This window comes from Pseudomonas sp. P129 (genome assembly GCF_020312195.1).
Lineage (GTDB): Bacteria > Pseudomonadota > Gammaproteobacteria > Pseudomonadales > Pseudomonadaceae > Aquipseudomonas > Aquipseudomonas fragariae.
On record NZ_JAGPYS010000001.1, the window covers coordinates 410,037 to 429,960 of the forward strand.

Genomic DNA, 19,924 nt, shown 5'->3' on the forward strand with positions numbered 1-19,924 from the left:
ATGAGTGACCCGGTGTTAGTGGCATGGCTGCACGTTGGCACTCCCGGGGTCATGATTGCTTCCACGTCGATAAGCGCTCAACCATCCGCAGCCCTGTACCAGATTTCTCCACCTCGCTGAACTCCATCACGGTTTTTCGGGGTTGGTGGCGTCCTTGCGTTAGCCAGACTCGCTGACGAATTTCCTGATAGTCATGTTGCGCTCATTCACGCGAATACCTGCTCAGGCATGCTTTAAGATAAGCACTACCTTGTCCTTATGCTAAACCCATTGATAGGAATTTCCTCGGTTTTGTTATAAATTGGCAAAGTGCTAAAGCTTTTTTGCTCAAGAGCTTCGCAGTTCCATGCCTTAGTTTGGGCTGCGTTATACAACATGCCTAACGTCATTACTGTCTTTGCGCGCCGATCTTTGGATCTGAAGAACACAAAAATATCGGTTCCTTCGGGCTTGAAATAACGATAGTGGTCGTAGTCACCGGGGGTAACACCAAAGTGTTCGAAAAAATCTTCCATAAAGTCACTGGCGTCGTCACCGTCAAGCCCTAGATCCCAACTGACTCTAGTGGCGAGGCTGAGCGTTTCAAACGCTTTTTTGCCAAATCCAACATAAAAGTAGATTCTCTCGATGAGATAATTAAGTATGTCATGGTTCAGATCGTTTTTATCCATCTTAAAAAACCTGATCTTGTTCATCTACGATAGAATAGAATTGTAGGTGTTCACGGTTATTTATTTTATCTTACCGAATTTTATTTGTTGTAGGATCATGCGATGACTAGTGCTGCCTGTACAGGGTGGTCCCTAGGCGCTGGTGTATCTCAAAACTTAACAATCAAAGTCGCTCCGCCCAGTCTAGAAGGTTTAACTGCTTAGGCCGGGCACAAATTATCAGTACAGCCAGCTCTAAAGGTAAAGTCTTATTTCTCAGTCCTTTGGCGTAGGATCTTCTTGAGTTAGCGTAATCCTGTAACTTCTAAGGTTGTCGCCTTCAGTGACATACTCCTTGCTAAAGTAACGGTAGACAGCACCCTTTACCGTAATTCCTACGCCATTGGGTGTATCATGGATGGCGACGTTTTCTAAAGAGCTATCCGTGATCAGAAATTCGCTTTCCTTATTAAGTTTATGCAGTACTTCTGAATCGTCGCCTTCAAGCGGTTTACTGATGAAAAAACGTAGTGTGTCCATGTCAGTGGCCATGGCGCCATAGCGTGTAATATACAGCCAATCACCCTGAGGAAGCGCCCGCTTCAACACTACTTCATCCGCGTCACTACCGAAATCAAAAAGGTCGCCAAGAAATGCCTTCGCTATTAAAAAGACTACAAGTATCCAAAACGAATTCTTGTAAGTAAATCTAAAGTTAGTATCCTTTGGATTTTGCATACAAGATCCCCATTTTTATCCATTTCTGGTCTTTGGGGTCATCCCCGTATGGAGGCAGCCAGAACCAATGGCCCCACTTATGTTTTCGTGTTTTGGCTTCTCCTTGGGCGAACCCAGCGGCTCTCAGTAGAAGCTGCTCAGTTAATTGGCCGGCTGTCCCCACAGCGCCGTAATGAAAATTGCCGAAGTCCTCCCACTCAGGATGTTTCTGCTTGTAGTCCCACGGGCCCTTGTTACGGACTTTGTAGTAAAACCAACTCATTAAAGCACCCGTGCTAGGATCTTTTTTCCACTGATCGTTCGCGAGCTTCATGTGGACATCTACATTGACTCCGGGAGGAATGAATGCTGGTATTTCGTAATTCATCGCCTGTCCCTGCGAAATCTAATGGGTGGTTATGAAAATATCTTGTTGCTGATAGCATCCCAGCCGCCAGCAATTTGTCCAGCGCTTTGCCCTGTTTTCCGACTTTGCTTGGAGTAAATAAGTTGAATTCTTCCATAGTTCAGAGCGATAAGTTCGCTTGGAAAGCTGTTGTCCTGGTCGCCATTGCCCGTTAATGAAAAAGAACTGATAATAACCTCTTCAAGTTTTATCTCCAGGTATTTGACTTTTGGGTCGCCTGCACGGAAAAGATGCACAGATACCTGCTTGAAGTGCTTACCACTGCAGCAAGCCTCATGAAGCTTTGGGGTGGCATTATCAACAGCCTTACGAACGAGCATGTCGCTCATGTAAGCCCTGCCCGAGGTTGCGCCGCCGGCTGACGTGGAGGTAGCTGAGGCCGTCTGACTAGCCGAAAGGTCGAAGTCTTGCAGCTCGATCCAGTTTTCGTAGCCTTCTGAGAGTGTCTCGCCGGGAACTCCTTCGATCTGCAGATATGCTTCCAATGACATATTCAATTCCTTTTAATGCGATCCTGAGCTTTTGATAATACACGGAAGCATTTTTGATGTGAATCGCTCGGTCGGTTGGGCAGGGCGCGCATTGTGCAGAGAGGCTGGACAAAAATTGTCAGTAGAAAGCCGCGCCCGCCGCCAGCCTTTGGGGGCATTGGAGACGGTCATAAAGCTGGAATTACTGAGCCAATACGGCCCAACAAGGCACAAAAAAAGCACTTGCGATAAACGCTAAGTGCTTGATTTGTAACGCTTGTTTGGTGGGCCGGGGTCGTTTGAACCGGGCGGCAAAGTGTCCGTATTTAAAGGGGGAGGCCGGGTTGTAAGTTTCTGGGGATACATGCAGGGATACAGGGTGCTGGACGCTGCGTCTGCCAATGTCAAAAGAAACGGCTAAATTGACGTACATAACGTCAATGATAAGCGGAGCTGGGGAATTGATTAGATGGCTGATCCGGTGAGTACAATTTCGACCGAGCCGTGGCCGAACAACAAATTAATGCTGGAAGCAGTCTACGAATGGATTCGTAGACTCGATAGCTACCCAGGCTGGAGAGAGTGGAACCGCAAAAAACTTGACAGGGTGCTGTTTGACGATGAATGGCTGTCAGACGAGGAGCGCGAGCCGCTCGAAGATTTCAATTTTCCTCCAGAGGTGGATGGGCAATACGCAGTCGTCTATCAATACTTGGGCCTTCATCAGACGATCCAGGTACTGCGCGACTGTGAGTATTACTTCCGACGGTATCCCTTTCGCGGTTTGCCTGTCAGCCATTCGGATCACCTAACGAACGTATGCGAAATGTACTTTGGCCGATTCTATGAGTTTAGGGAGCGGCTCAAGAACTACCTCAATGCCCTAGACGCTTCGGTGTCAAACAATAAGGTAGACGTAGGCAGGTACATAAAGCTGTTCGACAAGGAGTTCGATCAGGAACTGAGAGCTAGGAATTCTGTGCATCACCATCAGCGCTTCTCGGACCAGGCAATCGACCGTATTTATTTAACCCACACGCTGTCTAGAGACCCGAAGGGTCTTGGTTGGAAGGAGGAGCGAGAAAGAGCCTACCGAAAGGTCACAAGCGAATGGGTGGCACGTGTACGCAGTCGTGCAGCCAAGGTCGAAGAGTTTCTAGATGCTACTTCGGCGTTTGCGCTTGCGCATTGCAGCTTCCTTTCGCTGACAACCAACCTTGGGCTGGGGACCCTGAAGGAAGGCCTTTGATACGGGGCATGAAACCCGCGTGGGTTTGGTAGCTGCTGCTCGGTTAACGTTGGTTGACAGTTGACGGGTTGACAGCAGCACATCAGTAGCTGAAGGAATGAACATCTGGGTTCACCACCCGATTGGGTGAGTTCACCGGGTTCACCAGTTCACTAAGCTGTGAAAACGTCCGCTACTCAAGATGCGCGGGTTCCCTGCCCCGTAAGCAGCGGAAGTCCTCAGGGTCCCCCGGCTTATGCCGGATTCCTTTCGCTGGTGGGGCTCACTTCATAGGGGGGCGGGGAACATGCCCGTCAAATGCGGTGTAACTGGTGTTTCGGGTGTAGCAATCTTTCTTAAGTATATGAAAAATAAGCATTAAATTCTTGTAACACTTCGCTGTGAGTTTATGTTTATGTGATGTAACAATACGGAATTGTGTAACGCTGCCGCTGCCTGTGTGCCGTACGGGCAACTCTGTACGATGGTTGCTATCGTCCAAAAGCCGACGTTCCGATCTCGGCCGTACTCCCTCCTGCAAGCTCATAGCGGCTGCATTGTATAAATATGTCTTAAAGATCGCTTATCAGTGGGGCGCCAGGGACACAACGGCAATATGATCCGCCTGCACTACGGCACGAGGATCATTGAGCACGACCCGGACGTGTTGCATGCTCCAGAACGCCCAAGGCCTGTAGTCAGATGGTGGGCGCTGTGAAATGATCGAAGCGATCTCCCTGATACTCCAAGCGAAGGAACTGCTTATGCCAGTGATGCATTTGTTCATAGATACAAATATCTTCTTGAATTTCTACACCTATCCCGACGATGACGACGGAGTCATAGATGAATTGCTAGAAAATATCGGTCCGAACAAGATAGTTTTGCATCTTCCAAAACAGGTAGAGAATGAGTTTGAGCGAAATCGAGAATCAAAGCTCCATGGTGCTGTCACAGAATTCCAGAGTAGCAAGTTCCCCAATGCGGTACCAAACCACATGAGAGGAACGGAAGCAGCCAGAAATTATCAGGAAGCTATAAAAGTTGCAGAGTCCGCAAAGAAGACGTTAATAGCTAATGCGACAGGTTTAGCGCTGCAGAATGACTTGCCTGTCGATAAAAAAATAACTGAAATCTTCAATAATTCACAAAAATACGACGAGGATGATGCAACCTTTAAGCTTGCGATTGAGCGCTCCCAAAGAGGTAATCCTCCGGGCAAAGGAGAAAGCGTTGGCGATAGATATAATTGGGAGGTTCTACTTAAGCACGTACCGGCGGGGGATCTACATATCGTCTCTAAGGATGGTGACTATGCATCACCTCTAGCCAACCTAGACAAAAGAACAGTCAAAGCCAAGCGCTACCTTTCCGAGGAGTGGTCAAAGAAAAAAGAAGATGGATCTCTCCACATCTATACAAACATTAAGTCTGTAATTGCCCATTATAAGAAACTCGTACAACAGCCTGAGCTCCCAGAGCCGCCAGTGGACGTTGACGCGCCGCTGCCACCTCAAATACCCTCTGTTCCAATACTTGTTCCACCACCACCACCACCACCTCCTCCTCCTCCTCCGGTGCATGGAATGGCTGCCGTTGGAGCGCCAGAGGAAGTGCGGGATCGATTACAAAGCCCTGAGTATTTAGCTGTTATTAACCAGAAAAATGAAGCGATTGAATACCTAAAGGAGAGTGGCAGCTTCTCTACAACTCATGTGGCTATCTCTAAGCTGGCCAATTATTTGGGATATTTTGATGCGTCAGACGCAACTAAGCTTTTCAAGGCGGCCTTAGAAAACGCTCAAGTGGGGTGGATAATCTCCGATGACGATGTTTATGACTTTTATGTTAAACTAGCGAACGAGTTTCTAATAGTTATGGAGACTGATCTCGCAAGTCAAATTGTTGATCTGATGGGACTCGTGCCAGCACCTCCGCCACCACCGCAACCTATCCAATCGTAGAAGCACCTCTGAATTCCTAAATTTCTGATAGGCATATGACCTGACCCACGCTCAACTCAGAGCTGGGCCAGGCTGAACGCTTAGCGCGCTCTTACGCTACATCATGGCCGGCATATTGCTGGCCGAGCTGCGTTGTGTGTTCCGACCGGATTCGACTCAATGCTTACGGAGACGACATTCAAAAAACCACCCAATGTGGTCGGTAAACTGAGCTCAGGTAAGCGAACGAGGGGCTGCGCATATCGGGATTTATGGTATTCCCCGTTAGGATGAGCCGTTAGGAAGCGGCTCTGGCCCACTCCCGAGTTAATGGCATAGTAGCCAGTAGCTGTATGTGCCTCACAAAAAGTCAGTTCTCCATCCTTACTAGCCAAGTCGCTCGCAGCCCCAAGGGCGGAAGGATGATGGGTAAACGAGAACTATACCTAGCTGTAGGTGTACTTCATGGAGCACTTACGTTTATTCTTGGCCAGCTCAACGTGTGACAATGCGGGTAACTATCGCCCACGTCGCGCGCTGAACGTCCAAAAAACGCGCTTTTTTCCGCCGGTTGGCTCCACATTAGCGGTCAGCCTGAGTCGAGTTTTTAAGGAGGTTATATGAGGAAATCAAGAATATTTATAGCATCAGCGGTGGAAAGTTTGGATGTGGCTGACGCATTCAACGTAAACCTAGATCATCAGGCTGAGGTAACGGTTTGGAAGAATGGGTTTAACCTTTCTCAGAACACGATTGACTCTCTAGTAAAAATGGCGGAATCAGTGGATTTTGCAATTTTCATTTTTACACCAGATGATATTGCAGAAATCAGAGACCAACAAAAGCACATCGTTCGAGATAATGTGCTTTTTGAACTAGGGCTATTTGTCGGTACTTTAGGTAAGGAACGGTGCTTCATCGTTAAACCTCGAGACACTGAGCTGCATTTTCCGACTGACCTTTTGGGTCTTACACCCGCAGATTACAATGGTGAAAGGTCTGATGGAAATTTAGAGGCCGCTGTTAATCACCCATGTGTACTAATCAAGAAGGAAGTGGCACGTTTAGGTTTGCTTTCACAGGATCTAAATATTCAGACAAAACCGCGCAAAAAGGCTGGATACAATTATAAGCTTGGCGACGTTGAGCATCGTCTACTGGCAAAAGTTCTTGAAAGCTATGCTAGCTCACCGGATGGTGTATCTGTATGGAGTACATTCAACGATCTGAAAGGGGTTGAGCAAGGGGTACTGAGTTTAGCTGCTATTAAGCTAGAGAGGGTCGGATTTCTAGATAAGAGTATCGCTATAGATCACGAGTATAACGGCTCTGAATATTATGCATTTTCAATAACTGCCGACGGGATTGATTATCTGCTCGAGAATGAGGAGTTGCTTCACAAAGCAAATAAAAAGGTAGATGCGGGTGGTTTCGATACAGATATCCCGTTCTAAATTTATTTGCTATTACGGAGTGTCTGTACAATAAAGTAAAAAACAAAATTGCAATAATGAAGAGTATGTTAGTAATTGGTTCAGGTCGTGGCGCATTAACTTGGGCGGGCTGAAGCGCAATCATTACGTAAACAAGAAGATCAACGCTGTAGCTAAGTCCTGACTTATGCGAAGACATATTCGGATCTGATAGTAACGGCTTTACGATGTCGCGCGATACTTTCGCAGGTATTCGATTATATACGACATGAGATGCAACAAATGTTGCGTTGAGATTGAGGAATGTTAATCCAATGCCTGCCACTACTGACCGGTAATGGTCCATTGCTGCCTATCTTAAGGCGTAGCAACCGGCCAAAAGAAGCCACTCGGAGCGCCTTGAGAAGTGCATAATAATCCCACCTACTCGCAGTTGCTTTCTAGGCTAAATCTGTCAATGACCATTTCGCCTATGAGCAGCTGGAACGGGGAGGGGGGAAGAAAAAAGCGGCGATCTTCAGTGGCCCTCATTCATGATTGAGGTGCGTACGGTTGTCTTTGGGGGAGTTATACAAAAGTGAAACTTCGAATTCAGGTGATGAAAGAGATAATACTATGAGCACGATATTAGCTCCTCAAAACCGAACTTTCGCTCAGGATCACCAGGCAAAGAGAGGCGTTTCGTGAATTTTATCGCACTAGATCGGGCCTCGTGTTTTACCATGGCTCATGCTAAAATTGCCAAATTTTTCGGGGGTGGCGCACCATGGATTATTACGAGCTTGATACATCTTTTAGATATCGAAAGACAAGTCAATCGATACCATCGATACTAGAAGGGATTCGTAGTGATCGGATTAAGTGGGACCCGATGTTCACTTACTCCAATTCCTGGTCGCCGAGTTCGAAGTCAACCTTTATAGAAAGTATATTGGTTGGAATGCCCACTACAGACATACTTTGTGAAGAGAATAGATATGGGGAATTATCTATACTAGACGGCGTGCAGCGCTTGATATGTCTCCAAGATTTTTTTTCTAATGTATTTAGATTGCAGGGCTTGAAGCTTTTACCATCCCTTGAGGGGTGCCGCTATTCCGATCTTAAGTATAGTCAGTCCTCTATCTTTCATAATCGCACCGAGCTTGGCTTTACTGTTATCAGCTATGACACCGATGCTATCTTGAAGTTTGAGTTTTTTAAAAGGGTGCATTCCGATTCTTATAAGTTTCCGGTTCAGCTCGCTAGAAACTATGCATTCAGGGAACATTTATACTTCATAAGGGAGCTGCAGGACGCAACTCGGAACTTCTTAGCTCCGAAGGATCAATACTCTTACAGCTTTTCAATGGAGACGACGAAGTCTACTCATCGAGATGTTTCGGAGTTTGATGAGCTTTATCTGCTTCTGTGTTCTGCTTCATTGACCTATCATGGCCGTATGCGACCATCAAATGTTAGGTACTCAGGTAAGTTTAGCGATCTTCTTGATGATACCGCAATTTATTTACATCAAAATTCGGACGATTTCCGCCCGTTGAAGGATGTCGTCGTTGAAACACTGTCGAAAGCTAGAAGATATTTTGGAACGCCTATTCTATTCGCAGATCTACCGAGACGTAAATACCCATCGCGCCGCAACGATGAGATCATTCTCGACAGTGATAGTATAGTTGCATGCTTTATCGACTGTTTGAAAAATCGAAATATAGATTTGGATGACATCACCAATCGGAAGATCGGGTACAGAAGCAACCGTTCGTCTCAGTTGTTCCTTAAAGAGCTTTCAACTTAGGAGCTAATGCATGATCTCAAAGCTTGAACTAAAAAATATAAAGTGTTTCAATAGTGCAGTATTTAACTTGTCAAATCTAACTGTTTTCTGTGGAGCCAACTCTGCTGGAAAGTCCACAGCCATTCAGTCACTTTTACTGCTTAGACAGAACTATAACTGTGGCAAACTCAAGGCTGGAAAGCTTAGCTTGGTAGGTGAGTACTTTTCGGTTGGACACACTCGAGATTTGATAAGTCATTCTCCAGTTGGAGAGTCATTATCCATTTCGATCGATGATGTGAGTTTTGTTTCTGATCTCAAAGAGGCTCAACCTTACGATTATCATATTAGCTTTGACTCCCCGCCCCAATTAGAGCACGATTTCTTTTCTGCCGACTTTAATTATTTGAGCGCCTACAGACTTTCACCTCAAAATAGTTACGATACTAATTTTGAGTCAGATAAGCTCGATTTGGGAATTTACGGGCAATACGCGATTGCCGCACTGGTTCGTTACGGAGACATGCCTGCTCCCAATCAGAAGCTTGCTAAGCATATTTGCCCAGGAGTGGACGAAGTTGATACCCGCGCAATCAGTTTGGCGAGAGCTTTTAAAGAGGCGATGAAGCTTATTAGCGCTGATTTTGATATAGTAATTAACTCGCACCTTACTCTTGATAAAGTATCTAATACATTCTCGGCAGGAGCCACTGCATATCAGGTTCGCCCTGTTAACACAGGCTTCGGTATAAGCAATGTGGCTCCTATTGTACTGGCGGCTCTATGTACCAGGGAGGGTGGGTATCTTATTGTCGAGAATCCGGAGGTTCATCTCCATCCTGCTGCTCAGTCCTCCCTCGCGGCTTTGCTGTCTTTGACTGCAACTTGCCATGTGCAAGTGATACTTGAAACTCACAGTGATCACATAGTCAATGGTATTCGTGTTTTTGCGAAAGAAAATTCTCTTGAAAATGGGTTCGTTACTGTTAACTCCGTGAGAGCGAGTAAGTTAGGTCGAGTTGTCACAGAAATAACTATTGATAGTGAGGGAGGCCTGAGCGATATGGATGAAGGCTTCTTTGATCAAGCCGAAAAGGATTTGCTGAGGTTGTTCTAATGAAAGTGTTCATTAATGATCTGTCAATAACCGGCCAAGCCTCTAATGAAGCTGAGGCGATGGATGTTCTATCTTGTCTGGCAGCAGTGGCGGCCCGGACGAAGAGTATCGGATTTGGTAATAAGGCATACCGGACGCGCTCTCTGGGCAACAAAGTTATTACAGGTAATATGACAGTCAAAGAAGTACTGATTGCCAGCTCTGCTAGAGCGCGGATTACCGATGAGCTACAGAGAAAACTTGCTATCGAGGTCTTTCTCAAGCAGCCGTATGTCGATAATTGCCACCTTCAAGATCATGATACGATTAATGATAGCGTCGGGAACTGTCTAAAGGATTCTTGTTTCGACGGTGCGGCAGCAAGCGTTGGGGCTCCATTAACTGTTTCAGCAAAAAATTGCCCACCCTACAACGTTTCAGCTATCTCAGTTTCTAGCTCAGTTTGGGGCCAAAAAAACGTTATAAACGTGACGGATGAAATTAGCTTATCCAATGTCTCATGGATATTCGAACACAATTCAAAACATCGGCTTAAAGAGTATCGCGCGCGCGGTGAGCTGGTAAGTGTCATGGATCTTTCTCTTGCTGATGCGCAATTTGCTTTGAGTAACGGCATTAAAGTCAATGATCGAATATATAGCTATTTTAATGAGTCATGGTATCAATTTCACTGTCACCAAGGAAATATATATCATGGGTTCAAAGTTAAGCTGGAAGAAAATAAACCAGACCACATGAAAGCGCTAGCCATTTCAGAGTCTCTCGCGCATGCCCCTTATGGACAAATTTTCTCCTGAGCTAATGTAAGCAGAAGCAGAAGCAGAAGCAGAGGTAGATTCTGGTCGTCGATTGCTACATTGACGCCTATGTTCCCACGGATGATATCTGCCGTTCTTTGAAAGTAGGAAGTGCCAATGACTGCTATTGGCAGAACGCGGCCTTCCAATTTCTTTATGAAAAATCACGACTGCGCAGGTCGTTCGTCAATCCGGCTTGGAGCTGTATGCTGATTTGGTGGGTTATAGGTCAGCAGCAAAAAGGGCCCGTATGGGCCCTTTTTCTGGTGAAACTGGTTATTTCGTCAACCACCCTTCGACGACATTAGCACTGTATTCTGCTTTCCACTCCTTCAAGGCTCTGTGATTCCCACCTTTGGTTTCGATCACTTCACCAGTATTCGGATTTTTGTACACCTTGAGTACGCGCGGTTTGCGCGTGCCTGCAGGTTTGTCAGAGATCTGGTATCGGGCCGATGCCTGTGGGTCCAGCAGATTGACGATGTGCTTCAGGCTGAAGCCATAGTGCTCAAGCAGCTTGCGCAGCTTCGTTTCGAACTCGATCTCTTTCTTCAGTCCATCATCACCTTTCATTTTTTCCAGTGCCTGGAGTTGCTCGGCGAGGTGTTTTTCCAGCTGACGGTATTCTGCGAGTTTGGACATAGTGTCCCCTTTATCTGTAGTTGTGTGTTATTGAGATCGATAGTGCCGATTAAAAGTTTCGCACTATTTCCGACGTATCAGCTGGCTTTCAATGTGCGCCATTTCCGCTTTAATTGCCTTGATCGTCAGCATTTGTATCTGACTGACTTTAGCTGAGGTCGCGTTGATGGTTTTCAACAGTGCAGCCAGATGAGCTTTCCGAGCCTTGAGCATGTCAGCCCAGCTCGTGCTGTTTTGTAGTGGCTTGTTCACTGCTTTCATCAGTTTGTTGCTCCAGTTGGCTCACGAGTACAGCCTGTTGAGGTGTCGAAATATCGTTGAGCAGGAGCAGATCTTGCGCGTTGTATCTGCGCGCCCGGTCGGATAGTTCATGCCACGTCCAGCTCCCGACCCGTTCGCCTGCTTGTGGAACGGCCAACTTCAGCAAGCTCACTTGATCAATGCCGAGCAGGTTGTAATTCGCCCAGAGCTTTCCGCCCACATCGAAGAGTGTCTTAGCGGCCTCGTTCCATTTCTCTTCTAGCACTGTTTGAGAAAGCCACAGGGCGTCGCGCTCTATCCCCTTATGCTTTTCCTGAGCTTCGGCGATGTATCGATCCACGGTGAGCAGCTCCTGCTCCAGCGCGGAGATGATCAAGTCTTGCCGACGATTATGTTCGGCTGCTGTTGCAAGGTTCTTCGCGGCTTTTTGAGCATCGGCGCTGGCATTTTTTTCGCTTTCGGTGTCGCTCCATGCGACGGCCTGTGCATACGCAGTGGCGGCGTCTGTTTCGGCCTGGCGTGCTTTGGCCATGTCCTCTATAGCCTGTTGCTTGATCTGTTCAAGACGGATGCTGAGGGTCTGACGTTTTTCATTCAGCTCCTGCTCATCGGCTTTCCAGTTGTTCATAGCCTCGATGTAACCCGCCATCAGGGAATCGCTATTAGCGAGGGTTTCGCGGCGATTGATCTTCCGATCCAACAGGTCCGCATTGTGCTTGCGCGAGTCGAAGCGCCTTTTCAACTCGTTGTACTTGTCGCGTAGCTCGTGCTCCTGGGCGGCAACGGACTGCTCATTTTCCAGCTCGGCCTCAATGGGCAGTAGCTGGGCTTGCAACTGGTCCGCCTCTTTCAGCAGGTCATCGCGGCGGTCTTTCAGTTCTTGGATCTCGTTCATGAGCCTGGTCTCTGTTCAATTCGATTGGGAGTTGGTTGTGTGGCTGGCGAGGCCGGGAATCAGCCGGCGCTACCTCGATCAGTAGGCACGCACTCAGGCGGCCCGAGCCTCGCTTTCAGCCAATCCCGGAATCGTCTTCACGATGTAGCAGCGTTGCGTGCCCAGGCCGGGCAAGCGCACCAGACTCGATGCCTTGCCGTCGTTCCCCGGCTCAATGACCCCACGCTGCAGCAGCTCCTTGTTCACCGCATTGATGTTCATGCCCCGGAAAATCTCCGAGCGCCATGACTCGGGCAGCACGTAATAGGTGTTGGTGGTGTGTAAGGAGTCGCCCAGGCCGTGCTCCATCGTCTTGCGAAAGCCAAGCCTGTCGATGGTGCGTGGGCCGTGTTCGTCGATCTTCGCCGCCGCCGATTCCCAGCGGGTAAATCGGCTCTCGCCGAAGCGCTCGATGACCTGGCGCAGTCGCGACACGATTGCGTCACCTTCGAAGTTACCGACGCCGCCGCGCTCGTTCATCCATGCGTTGAGGCAAACCCGAGCAGCGGTGGTGGCAGTGCCGTCGGGCCAGCCTGTTATCCCCATCGCGGTGGCCAGTTCACCCGCTGCGGCGGCGAGGCCAAAGCGAGCGGCGGCACGGTGAGCTTGTCCGCTGGCCGACGCGGGTAACGATTGGGCGATAAAGCCTTCCAGCGTGCGGCGCAGGATGGCGGACCAGGCGTGGCGTTTATCGGGTTCGCACAGGGCTGTGAGAAAGGCGGTGAGCGGTGTGCCGTAGTATTTCGCGACTCGCGCCTTGAGCGCGTCGGACAGTGCTGCCGCATCTTCAAAACCGCTCAGGGTGTCGAACATGCCTAAGCCTTTGCTGGCATCGGCTGGAACGGCGAGCATGCGTACTTCCATGCCCGCTTTCAGTTCCTTGTTCGCTTCGGCCATGTGCTGGGCCAACGTCTTCTCGCCGGTGGAGAGGAACAGCAAACGCCACTCCTGCACCTGTCGGCCTGCCTGGCCTCGATCATTGGCCCGTGCCTTGCCGGTGCCGTTGCCCAGCATGTACACCGTCTCGCCGATGATGCGTGGATCGCACATGCCAATCTCGTCCAGCACCAGCAGGCCGTCGGAATGCGCGGCGGCGATGGATTCCAGTGCGTTGTCGGTCGAGCGCCACGAACGCACCAGGCGCGGTCCACCGTAGATCGAGGCGGCGACCTGCAGGTGCGTGGTCTTGCCGCCTGAGCTATCGCCATACAGGTGAAAGCCGCCCGACTCATGACCCAGCATGTGCAGCAATGGACCCGCGAAAGCCACGCCGACCACAAACGCCAGGCGATGGTTTCCCACGCACAACGCGCCGATCTGCTCTTGCCATTGCTCAAGCGTGCCCGCTTCGCTGATCGGCGGCAGTTGAGATCCTGCTTCGTAGAAATGCAGGTGCTCGCTGTGGATGCCGACCTGTTGTTCCGGTAGGAGAAAGGCGCTGTCGTGCCAGCCCAGGCGAGTGACCAGTCGTGCCCGCTGTGCGCTGTCGAAACCGCCGAGGTAGCTCTGCAGGTCGTTGCGTGCATTGCGCCCTGATCGACTGCCAGCCAGACGCAGGCCCATGTCCACCAATGGGCCGAGTACGTCCTTGCCAAAGTCGCCGGTCATGGTGCGCGCCGGAATGTTCCAGCGCTTCTTGGCCCCGTCGGGGTCGTCGAACTCCACGAGCAGGCCCCAGTTGTGGCCTTTGTCATCGCGGGTCCGGGCGAGGATCTCCAGAGGCGAACACACCGGGCGCGCTTCGCCGTCGTCCCCTGCGTAAAACACACCTTCGGCCGTCAGGCGAAAGCCGCCAGGCATCAGGTCGTTTTTCGGTTTCGCAGGGCGCTTGGCCGTTGGCTTCGTCTTCGCTTTCGGAGTGGGTTCGGGCTCCTCCGCTGCGGACGGTTCTTCTACCGAACCGAACAGCTCGCCACTGCGCTCCAGCTCGGCGAAATGGGCAGCTGTCCAGCCTTTGGCAGGAGCGTCGGCGGCATCATCGCCGTTGTCCCATTGGCCACCTTTGGCGAAAGCGGCGCGCTCGTTTTTCATCGTGGGTTTGCGCTTGAACACCTCCAACGCAATGACCCGTACCGAGCCTGCGCCTATCTCGCGCAGCTTGTTGGCGACAGCGTCCATGCAGGTTTTGCCGCTGTCGTCGTTGTCTGGCCACAACAGCACGTCGCGACCCTTTAGCGGTGTTAGGTCTGCTTTATGCCAAGAGTTGGAACCGTTCGGCCAGCAGATGGCCACGTAGTTCGGCATCAAATCAGCAGCTGCATCTGCGGCTTTTTCGCCCTCGCACAAGATCACCGGCGCATCGGCGCGCAGTGCCAGTTCATCCCGTCGCAGCAGGGGTCGGGGCTCGGGCAGCCCTTGCCAGCGCCATTGGGTCGTTTCGCCGTCGCTGCGTTTGCACCAGGTCAGCGGCGCAAAGACCTTCTTCGGTTTGCCGTCCTCATCGGGACCGAGGTCGAACCGGTACAACGCCATGAGCGGCTGGCCCTTGTCGTCACGATAAATCCAGACCTTGGACGGTGCGCCATGCTGCCGGTGTTTAACCGGGCATTTGTTCATGGCCTCGGCCGGGATCGGCTGAATGGCGATCCACTCGGGCGCTTTGCTTTTGGCCGATGCGGGTTTGGCGGGCGCTGAGTCCGCAGTTACGCCGAGCAGATCCGCCAGTTTGTTACAGGCCTCGACGTCAGTGCCGCCGTCGATATAGCGCACTAGGTCTATCAAGTCACCGCCCTTGTCGCCGGTCGCGAAGTCAGACCAGGTGCCTTTGCTGATACTGATTTTCAGAGAGCCCGCACGCTTGTCCGTTCGGGTAGGGTTGGGTGCGGTGTACTCTTTACCGCCGTCTACTCGCTTCCCGTTGGGCAGCCAGTGAGCCATTACCTTGTCGATGTTGCGTAGCGCCGCAGATTTCACTTGTGCGAACGAAGGGCGTTTTTTCGTACCGGAGGCGCTCATGGGCGATCCTCCGTTGGAAACTGCAGGCTGGTGGTAACGTCATCGATGATGGCCTTGACCATATCGCCCAAGTAATGGGCAGCCCATGCCGCGCTGCTGTCCTCGTTCATCCCCGCTTGAAGCGTCAGTTTGTTGATGCAGTCAGTCAGCACGGAGGCGTGTTCTAAGGCCTCTTCGCAGGAAACGCCTGCATTGACGCTAAACAGTGGTTGGTTTCGGGCGTTGTATTTGGCAAAGGCGGTGTGCCCGGTGGTGTTGCCTTGGAAGGATGCGCTCACAGGCAACCTCCTTGCGCGGGACCGCGGACCAGCTCGTCTGCGTGAAGCGCCAGCGTACGTATCAAACCTAACGTACCGCGTACGTCCCAAAGGGCGGCGGCGATGATGTGATTCGCCAGGCTGGGTCCGTCATTTTCGAACTGGTCTTCAAGCAACAACAGCACCGAGCTGGCGCGGTCGACGGCGCAGGTGATGGCATCGATGGGAATACCGGCATCGGCTGTCGGATTAACACAGAGCAGGTCTTCGGGCAGGCAAAAACTCAGGGCGTTGTTCATTGGGCACCCCCTGCGGTTTCGAGGGCGCGAGCTTTGGTCATGTGAGCGTTGTAGCGGGCAAGGCGTGTAGCGAGGCTGGAATTGGCGTGTAAAGCGGCGAGAGCCATAGCGCGATGGGCAGCGGCGCGATTTCTGGAAGGAATGAGGGCGTGCATGTGCGTAACTCCAAGTTTGGTTTGGAGCTGCCACCAAAACGTCGCCAAACGAATTAGGGTGGCAGCTGTGCGCAGGTTGGCGAACCGGGAACTTGGAACCCGGCATACCCGAAGGTATCCCACACACAGCCGCCATAACGTAGCGCAGCGGGCACAAAAAAAGCGCCTGCTGTCTTATGGGGCGCTTGTGCGCCAAGTTTCTCAGGTCGCCAAACCTGATCGCTGAATTTGCAGCGACGGCCAGAGAATAGCGCCCGGTTTTGGGATGTGCAACTGTTTGAGCGACTTGCACTCGCGCTCGATGCGAAATACATTTGACGTGCATGTAGATTTACCTCAACGCCTCCGGTTGCCCCCGGAGGCGTTTTCGTTTGTGCGTGCGCCGAACCTGTAACGTGATAGCCCGGCGTTCTGGTACCAGATCAGGGCCAGCAGATTGGGGTGGGGGAGGGCTCAAGCCGCCTTCACTTGGGTGTCAAATAGTGGAGCGGGGACTTCGCCTTTCAGCCAGGCGAGAATTTTTCGATCTTCGTTACATCGGCGGCGGTGCATGACCGTCAGGTGGTCACGACGCTCGGCAATGCTCTGCTCGATGTAAGTCGCCCGGTCTTCTTGCAGACGCATTTCGCTGTGTAGCTTTTCGCTGTTGGCCTGTTCTGTGGCGAGATCGGTGGCCACGTAGTCCTGCCAAAACTTCGACTCATTGGCGAAGCCGCCAGACTGGTCGACCAGCCAGTAAGTCACCCAGTCATTGAGGCCGACCGTTCGCAATGCCTTACGGCGACCTTCCTTCATCGCGAAATGGCCAGTCCCATGCACGCTGGCGAACTCGCGGCGGATCGCATGCTTGCGAATCCACTCGGGCACATTCCAAGGGTTGGGTCTGAGAGGAAGAGCCAGGCCGTCTGCATTGAAAAAGATCGCTTCTTGCTCCAGACCATTCCAGCTGACGCCCGCAATGGTGCGACTTTTCCAGTTGAGCTCACCCGGTCTGTAGAGCTGGAACCCGATGCTGTAGGAGTCGATGAAAGGCCCGTCGCCTTTTGACATGCGGTTGTTCATGCGGCCACCTGATCGCGAGCAGCGATGCGCGCTCTTGTCCATGCCTGAACCTCCCCCAAGACCCATGCAACGGGCGCACCTCGGGCGTTGCTGTTGCTCAGTTTTACCGGGAGCGGAAAGCCGCTGTCTTGTTGCTGCATCAGCTTGTAAATCGTGGGGCGGGCGAGGCCGACTATCGCAATGACTTCGCTGATGCGAATGAGCGTGGTGGCGGGATCACGAGCTGGGTGCGCGGTGTTAATTGCTTGTAGAGGGAATGACATAGCCGTGCCTATATGGTGAGAGACAGGCACAGACTAGGGAGGCGGAAAAAAGCAAACACGGTTTGCTTTTAAGAAAATTTACCGAGGTAAGTAGCCACAGGTGACCAGGTATTTCTTGATGGTGGGCTCAGACGCTATCCCTTGTTCGACCAACGCTCGTTTTAGTGTTCGCTCTGAAATAGCCGGGTTGCCCAGAATGAGACGGTCGGCGGCTTTGCAAATGCGCTTGCGCAGGTCCGCTGCGTTCTGCTGCTTTACCGAGTCCGGGTGGCTGTTGGCCCTGCCAGCCGCCGCGCCTCTTTGCGAGGCTTGTACGGAAAACGCGTTGGTCAGTGCCTTATTCAGCGCTTTCCTTAAAAAGTTGGCTACATTGAAATTGCCCTTCGCTACGTCGACCTCTTCAACCTGCTTGAAGATGCTCGCAAGCATGAGCGCCTTGTCGGCCTCGCCCATGAAGGTGCGAAAGGATTCTCGAGCGTCAATCTCCGCCCCCGGATGCTTTAGCCGCTCCTTACCCACCAGTGCGCAATACCTATCAGGATCTGTCGCTTGCATTTGGGCGATGAGATCGACATCCAGCTCGAAGACGTAGAGTTCCGTTTCAAAGAGCCAATTAGCGAGTACCTGGACAGCTTGAACGCTCTGCACCAGAGCGTAAGTTGCTACGAGTTGCGAATCAGCATCGTTGTGGTCAACTCCAAGAAATCCTCTCATGACACTCGGCAGCGAACCGGAATCTCTATAGCTGGCCTGGTCCTCAATCTCATCGCGCAGTCGGAACATGGTGGCCACTACCGATCCTGCTCGATCAGGGTAGCTGCCATCCTCAAGCCAGAATGACGTGGCGTAATTGGCCACATCTAGAGCTTCTTTGAAATGCTCACGAAATTGCGGATACAGCGCTAACTCATGCACGGCCTGTTCGATGTCGTCCAGTTCCTCAAGCAAATTGCTGACATCGCATCCAGCAATTTCAAGGCAACCAACCGGCATATTCTCATTGTCCATCGACCGCCCCTTGGCCCCGGCTTGCGTCACATGTACAGCGGTTCGGCAGTACCACAGTTCGGGCCAGCAGCGGGGTGGTTGGGGCAGTGTTGTTACACGATTCGGCCTCGTAACACGTCGCAATGTGTCGGCTAACTCGTCGTGTAACTTGAAATAATTCTTTTATAATCAATAGCTTAAATAGATACGCTACACCTGTAACACGAGTAACACCGCTTTTAGAGGGGGTATGGATTTGAAATCTCATACGGCCTTTCCAAAGTTGCCGTGCACAACATTTCCATGCTCAAGCTCATCGAGGTAGTCGGCATACCATTGCATCATTGACGTCCGTTGCTTGAGATAAATCGCCTTGTTATAAACACCGGCAACTCCATCTTTGACGTGTGAAAGCTGAGCTTCTACATGATTTTCCTCGAAGCCGTTCTCGTTCAGCGTCGTACTTGCGATGTGACGGAAACCGTGGCCTGTTTGTCGGCCTTCATATCCTAGACGCCTTAGGGCCATTAGAAATACGGTGTTGCTGCGTGGCTTTGTACGATCATTACGTCCGGGAAAGAGCAGCGGGTAAGACCCACTCAACGTGTGTAATTCCTTGAGCGCTTCGATAGCTTGCCGAGAAAGCGGCACTAAATGTTCCCTGCGTTTCTTCATACGTTCAGCTGGGATCGTCCATAGCCTTTTCTCGAAGTCGAACTCAGTCCATTTTGCTTCGCGCAGCTCTGAGGGACGAGCCGCCAAGAGAGCAAGAAGACGTAGGCCAAGGCGAACGTCTTTTGCATGCGGGTATGAGGTAATTGCACGAAGCAGCGCAGGTAATTCTTCGTTCGTTACGTGCGCGTAGTTTTCTGCTGCTCGGGTCTGCAAAAATTTGTGCAGTCCTTCAAGTGGATTGTGCACAGCCCTGCCGGTGACTCGGGCCAAATCGTAGATTTCTTTGCAAAATCCACGTACCCGGCTCATTTGTTCCAAGATGCCTTTCTGTTCCATACCCCGAAGAAAATCCATCCATTCGAGAGGAAGGATTTCGGTATAGCTTCGCTTGCCGAAAACTGGAAACACATGCAGCTCTAGAGCACCAATGACTCTAACGGCCGTGCCTTCCTCCCAGTTCCTGCGACGAGCTGTAAACCACTCTCGTGCTAGCGCTTCGAAGGTGTTGTTAGCGGCTTCAATTTCGGCGGCTTTACGGGCTTTTTTGGTGGCAATAGGGTTCTTGCCTTCCGCAGCATCACCGCGGAGCTCCGTTGCTTTTTTTCTCGCGAGGGAGCCGCTAACTTCTGGATACCCCCCCAGGCCTAGCCAACTCCATTTACCTGCCGGAGTTTTGTAGCGCAGCTGCCAAGACTTTTGCCCGTCAGGCTTGACGCGGAAATACAGACCGTTGCCATCATGTTCTCGATATTCCTTTGCGTCAGGCTCCAGGCCGAGCAGGGTGGTGTCAGAGAGAGGGCGACGCTTGATATCGGCACGCTTCATCCCGTGTGTATCCCTTCAGTTCAAATATAGTGCAAGGATACACAGTGGGATAC

At 51.1% G+C, this 19,924-nt stretch carries 19 protein-coding genes; 6 read left to right on the plus strand and 13 right to left on the minus strand.

The window, feature by feature from the left end:
• Positions 1–245 precede the first annotated feature (245 nt).
• The 4 genes from KBY02_RS01810 to KBY02_RS01825 all read right to left on the minus strand — a co-directional run bounded on the left by KBY02_RS01810 (position 246) and on the right by KBY02_RS01825 (position 2,285).
• Positions 246–695, minus strand: coding sequence for a DUF1493 family protein (locus tag KBY02_RS01810; RefSeq protein WP_003400117.1), 450 nt, complete (start codon positions 693–695; stop codon positions 246–248).
• 231 nt (positions 696–926) lie between these two features.
• A complete protein-coding gene (locus KBY02_RS01815; RefSeq protein ID WP_003400119.1) occupies positions 927–1,388 on the minus strand; it encodes a hypothetical protein in 462 nt (153 codons plus the stop codon).
• Positions 1,366–1,755, minus strand: coding sequence for a polymorphic toxin type 44 domain-containing protein (locus KBY02_RS01820; protein WP_003400121.1), 390 nt, complete (start codon positions 1,753–1,755; stop codon positions 1,366–1,368). Before KBY02_RS01820 ends, KBY02_RS01815 begins: the two co-directional genes overlap by 23 nt.
• 29 nt (positions 1,756–1,784) lie before the next feature.
• Complete coding sequence (locus tag KBY02_RS01825) at positions 1,785–2,285, minus strand: Hcp family type VI secretion system effector (protein WP_003313651.1); 501 nt, start codon at positions 2,283–2,285, stop codon at positions 1,785–1,787.
• Positions 2,286–2,733: 448 nt separating this feature from the next.
• Here KBY02_RS01825 and KBY02_RS01830 point away from each other — a divergent pair, with 448 nt between their 5' ends.
• From KBY02_RS01830 to KBY02_RS01855, 6 genes are all read left to right on the plus strand, one after another.
• A complete protein-coding gene (locus KBY02_RS01830) occupies positions 2,734–3,513 on the plus strand; it encodes a hypothetical protein (RefSeq protein ID WP_083553794.1) in 780 nt (259 codons plus the stop codon).
• A gap of 698 nt (positions 3,514–4,211) precedes the next feature.
• Positions 4,212–5,456 carry a PIN domain-containing protein gene (locus tag KBY02_RS01835; protein ID WP_225649722.1) on the plus strand — a complete coding sequence of 415 codons (1,245 nt, stop codon included), beginning with the start codon at positions 4,212–4,214 and terminating at the stop codon, positions 5,454–5,456.
• 599 nt (positions 5,457–6,055) lie between these two features.
• Entirely contained in the window at positions 6,056–6,889 is an 834-nt protein-coding gene (locus KBY02_RS01840) for a TIR domain-containing protein (protein WP_225649723.1), read from the plus strand.
• A 745-nt stretch (positions 6,890–7,634) separates the two neighbouring features.
• On the plus strand, positions 7,635–8,663 hold the full coding sequence (locus KBY02_RS01845; protein WP_225649724.1) for a hypothetical protein: 1,029 nt from the start codon (positions 7,635–7,637) through the stop codon (positions 8,661–8,663).
• Positions 8,664–8,673: 10 nt separating this feature from the next.
• Positions 8,674–9,759, plus strand: coding sequence for an AAA family ATPase (locus KBY02_RS01850; RefSeq protein WP_225649725.1), 1,086 nt, complete (start codon positions 8,674–8,676; stop codon positions 9,757–9,759).
• A complete protein-coding gene (locus tag KBY02_RS01855; protein ID WP_225649726.1) occupies positions 9,759–10,556 on the plus strand; it encodes a hypothetical protein in 798 nt (265 codons plus the stop codon). Before KBY02_RS01850 ends, KBY02_RS01855 begins: the two co-directional genes overlap by 1 nt.
• Before the next feature lie 276 nt (positions 10,557–10,832).
• Here KBY02_RS01855 and KBY02_RS01860 read toward each other — a convergent pair whose 3' ends face one another.
• From KBY02_RS01860 to KBY02_RS01905, 9 genes are all read right to left on the minus strand, one after another.
• Positions 10,833–11,198: a histone-like nucleoid-structuring protein, MvaT/MvaU family gene (locus tag KBY02_RS01860; RefSeq protein WP_225649727.1), complete on the minus strand. Its 366-nt coding sequence runs from the start codon at positions 11,196–11,198 to the stop codon at positions 10,833–10,835.
• Positions 11,199–11,412: 214 nt separating this feature from the next.
• Positions 11,413–12,354, minus strand: coding sequence for a chromosome segregation protein SMC (locus tag KBY02_RS01870; RefSeq protein ID WP_225649728.1), 942 nt, complete (start codon positions 12,352–12,354; stop codon positions 11,413–11,415).
• 93 nt (positions 12,355–12,447) lie between these two features.
• On the minus strand, positions 12,448–15,348 hold the full coding sequence (locus KBY02_RS01875) for a DUF927 domain-containing protein (RefSeq protein WP_225649729.1): 2,901 nt from the start codon (positions 15,346–15,348) through the stop codon (positions 12,448–12,450).
• Positions 15,345–15,626: a DUF3077 domain-containing protein gene (locus KBY02_RS01880; RefSeq protein WP_225649730.1), complete on the minus strand. Its 282-nt coding sequence runs from the start codon at positions 15,624–15,626 to the stop codon at positions 15,345–15,347. Before KBY02_RS01880 ends, KBY02_RS01875 begins: the two co-directional genes overlap by 4 nt.
• Positions 15,623–15,904 (minus strand): hypothetical protein, encoded by a 282-nt coding sequence (locus KBY02_RS01885; RefSeq protein WP_225649731.1) that lies wholly within the window; start codon positions 15,902–15,904, stop codon positions 15,623–15,625. Before KBY02_RS01885 ends, KBY02_RS01880 begins: the two co-directional genes overlap by 4 nt.
• A gap of 608 nt (positions 15,905–16,512) precedes the next feature.
• A complete protein-coding gene (locus KBY02_RS01890) occupies positions 16,513–17,121 on the minus strand; it encodes a hypothetical protein (RefSeq protein WP_225649732.1) in 609 nt (202 codons plus the stop codon).
• A complete protein-coding gene (locus tag KBY02_RS01895) occupies positions 17,118–17,384 on the minus strand; it encodes a helix-turn-helix transcriptional regulator (RefSeq protein WP_024420646.1) in 267 nt (88 codons plus the stop codon). The genes KBY02_RS01890 and KBY02_RS01895 overlap by 4 nt, the downstream gene beginning before the upstream one ends.
• A gap of 78 nt (positions 17,385–17,462) precedes the next feature.
• The gene (locus KBY02_RS01900) at positions 17,463–18,392 is read right to left on the minus strand and encodes a hypothetical protein (protein ID WP_225649733.1); all 930 of its coding nucleotides are present in this window, start codon (positions 18,390–18,392) and stop codon (positions 17,463–17,465) included.
• A 243-nt stretch (positions 18,393–18,635) separates the two neighbouring features.
• A complete protein-coding gene (locus tag KBY02_RS01905) occupies positions 18,636–19,871 on the minus strand; it encodes a tyrosine-type recombinase/integrase (RefSeq protein ID WP_225649734.1) in 1,236 nt (411 codons plus the stop codon).
• Positions 19,872–19,924 lie beyond the last annotated feature (53 nt).

Coding starts and splice junctions, on each gene's coding strand:
- KBY02_RS01810 (WP_003400117.1), bottom strand. CDS start 695: ATGAACAAGATCAGGTTTTTTAAGATGGATAAAAACGATCTGAACCAT.
- KBY02_RS01815 (WP_003400119.1), bottom strand. CDS start 1,388: ATGCAAAATCCAAAGGATACTAACTTTAGATTTACTTACAAGAATTCG.
- KBY02_RS01820 (WP_003400121.1), bottom strand. CDS start 1,755: ATGAATTACGAAATACCAGCATTCATTCCTCCCGGAGTCAATGTAGAT.
- KBY02_RS01825 (WP_003313651.1), bottom strand. CDS start 2,285: ATGTCATTGGAAGCATATCTGCAGATCGAAGGAGTTCCCGGCGAGACA.
- KBY02_RS01830 (WP_083553794.1), top strand. CDS start 2,734: ATGGCTGATCCGGTGAGTACAATTTCGACCGAGCCGTGGCCGAACAAC.
- KBY02_RS01835 (WP_225649722.1), top strand. CDS start 4,212: ATGATCGAAGCGATCTCCCTGATACTCCAAGCGAAGGAACTGCTTATG.
- KBY02_RS01840 (WP_225649723.1), top strand. CDS start 6,056: ATGAGGAAATCAAGAATATTTATAGCATCAGCGGTGGAAAGTTTGGAT.
- KBY02_RS01845 (WP_225649724.1), top strand. CDS start 7,635: ATGGATTATTACGAGCTTGATACATCTTTTAGATATCGAAAGACAAGT.
- KBY02_RS01850 (WP_225649725.1), top strand. CDS start 8,674: ATGATCTCAAAGCTTGAACTAAAAAATATAAAGTGTTTCAATAGTGCA.
- KBY02_RS01855 (WP_225649726.1), top strand. CDS start 9,759: ATGAAAGTGTTCATTAATGATCTGTCAATAACCGGCCAAGCCTCTAAT.
- KBY02_RS01860 (WP_225649727.1), bottom strand. CDS start 11,198: ATGTCCAAACTCGCAGAATACCGTCAGCTGGAAAAACACCTCGCCGAG.
- KBY02_RS01870 (WP_225649728.1), bottom strand. CDS start 12,354: ATGAACGAGATCCAAGAACTGAAAGACCGCCGCGATGACCTGCTGAAA.
- KBY02_RS01875 (WP_225649729.1), bottom strand. CDS start 15,348: ATGAGCGCCTCCGGTACGAAAAAACGCCCTTCGTTCGCACAAGTGAAA.
- KBY02_RS01885 (WP_225649731.1), bottom strand. CDS start 15,904: ATGAACAACGCCCTGAGTTTTTGCCTGCCCGAAGACCTGCTCTGTGTT.
- KBY02_RS01890 (WP_225649732.1), bottom strand. CDS start 17,121: ATGAACAACCGCATGTCAAAAGGCGACGGGCCTTTCATCGACTCCTAC.
- KBY02_RS01895 (WP_024420646.1), bottom strand. CDS start 17,384: ATGTCATTCCCTCTACAAGCAATTAACACCGCGCACCCAGCTCGTGAT.
- KBY02_RS01900 (WP_225649733.1), bottom strand. CDS start 18,392: ATGGACAATGAGAATATGCCGGTTGGTTGCCTTGAAATTGCTGGATGC.
- KBY02_RS01905 (WP_225649734.1), bottom strand. CDS start 19,871: ATGAAGCGTGCCGATATCAAGCGTCGCCCTCTCTCTGACACCACCCTG.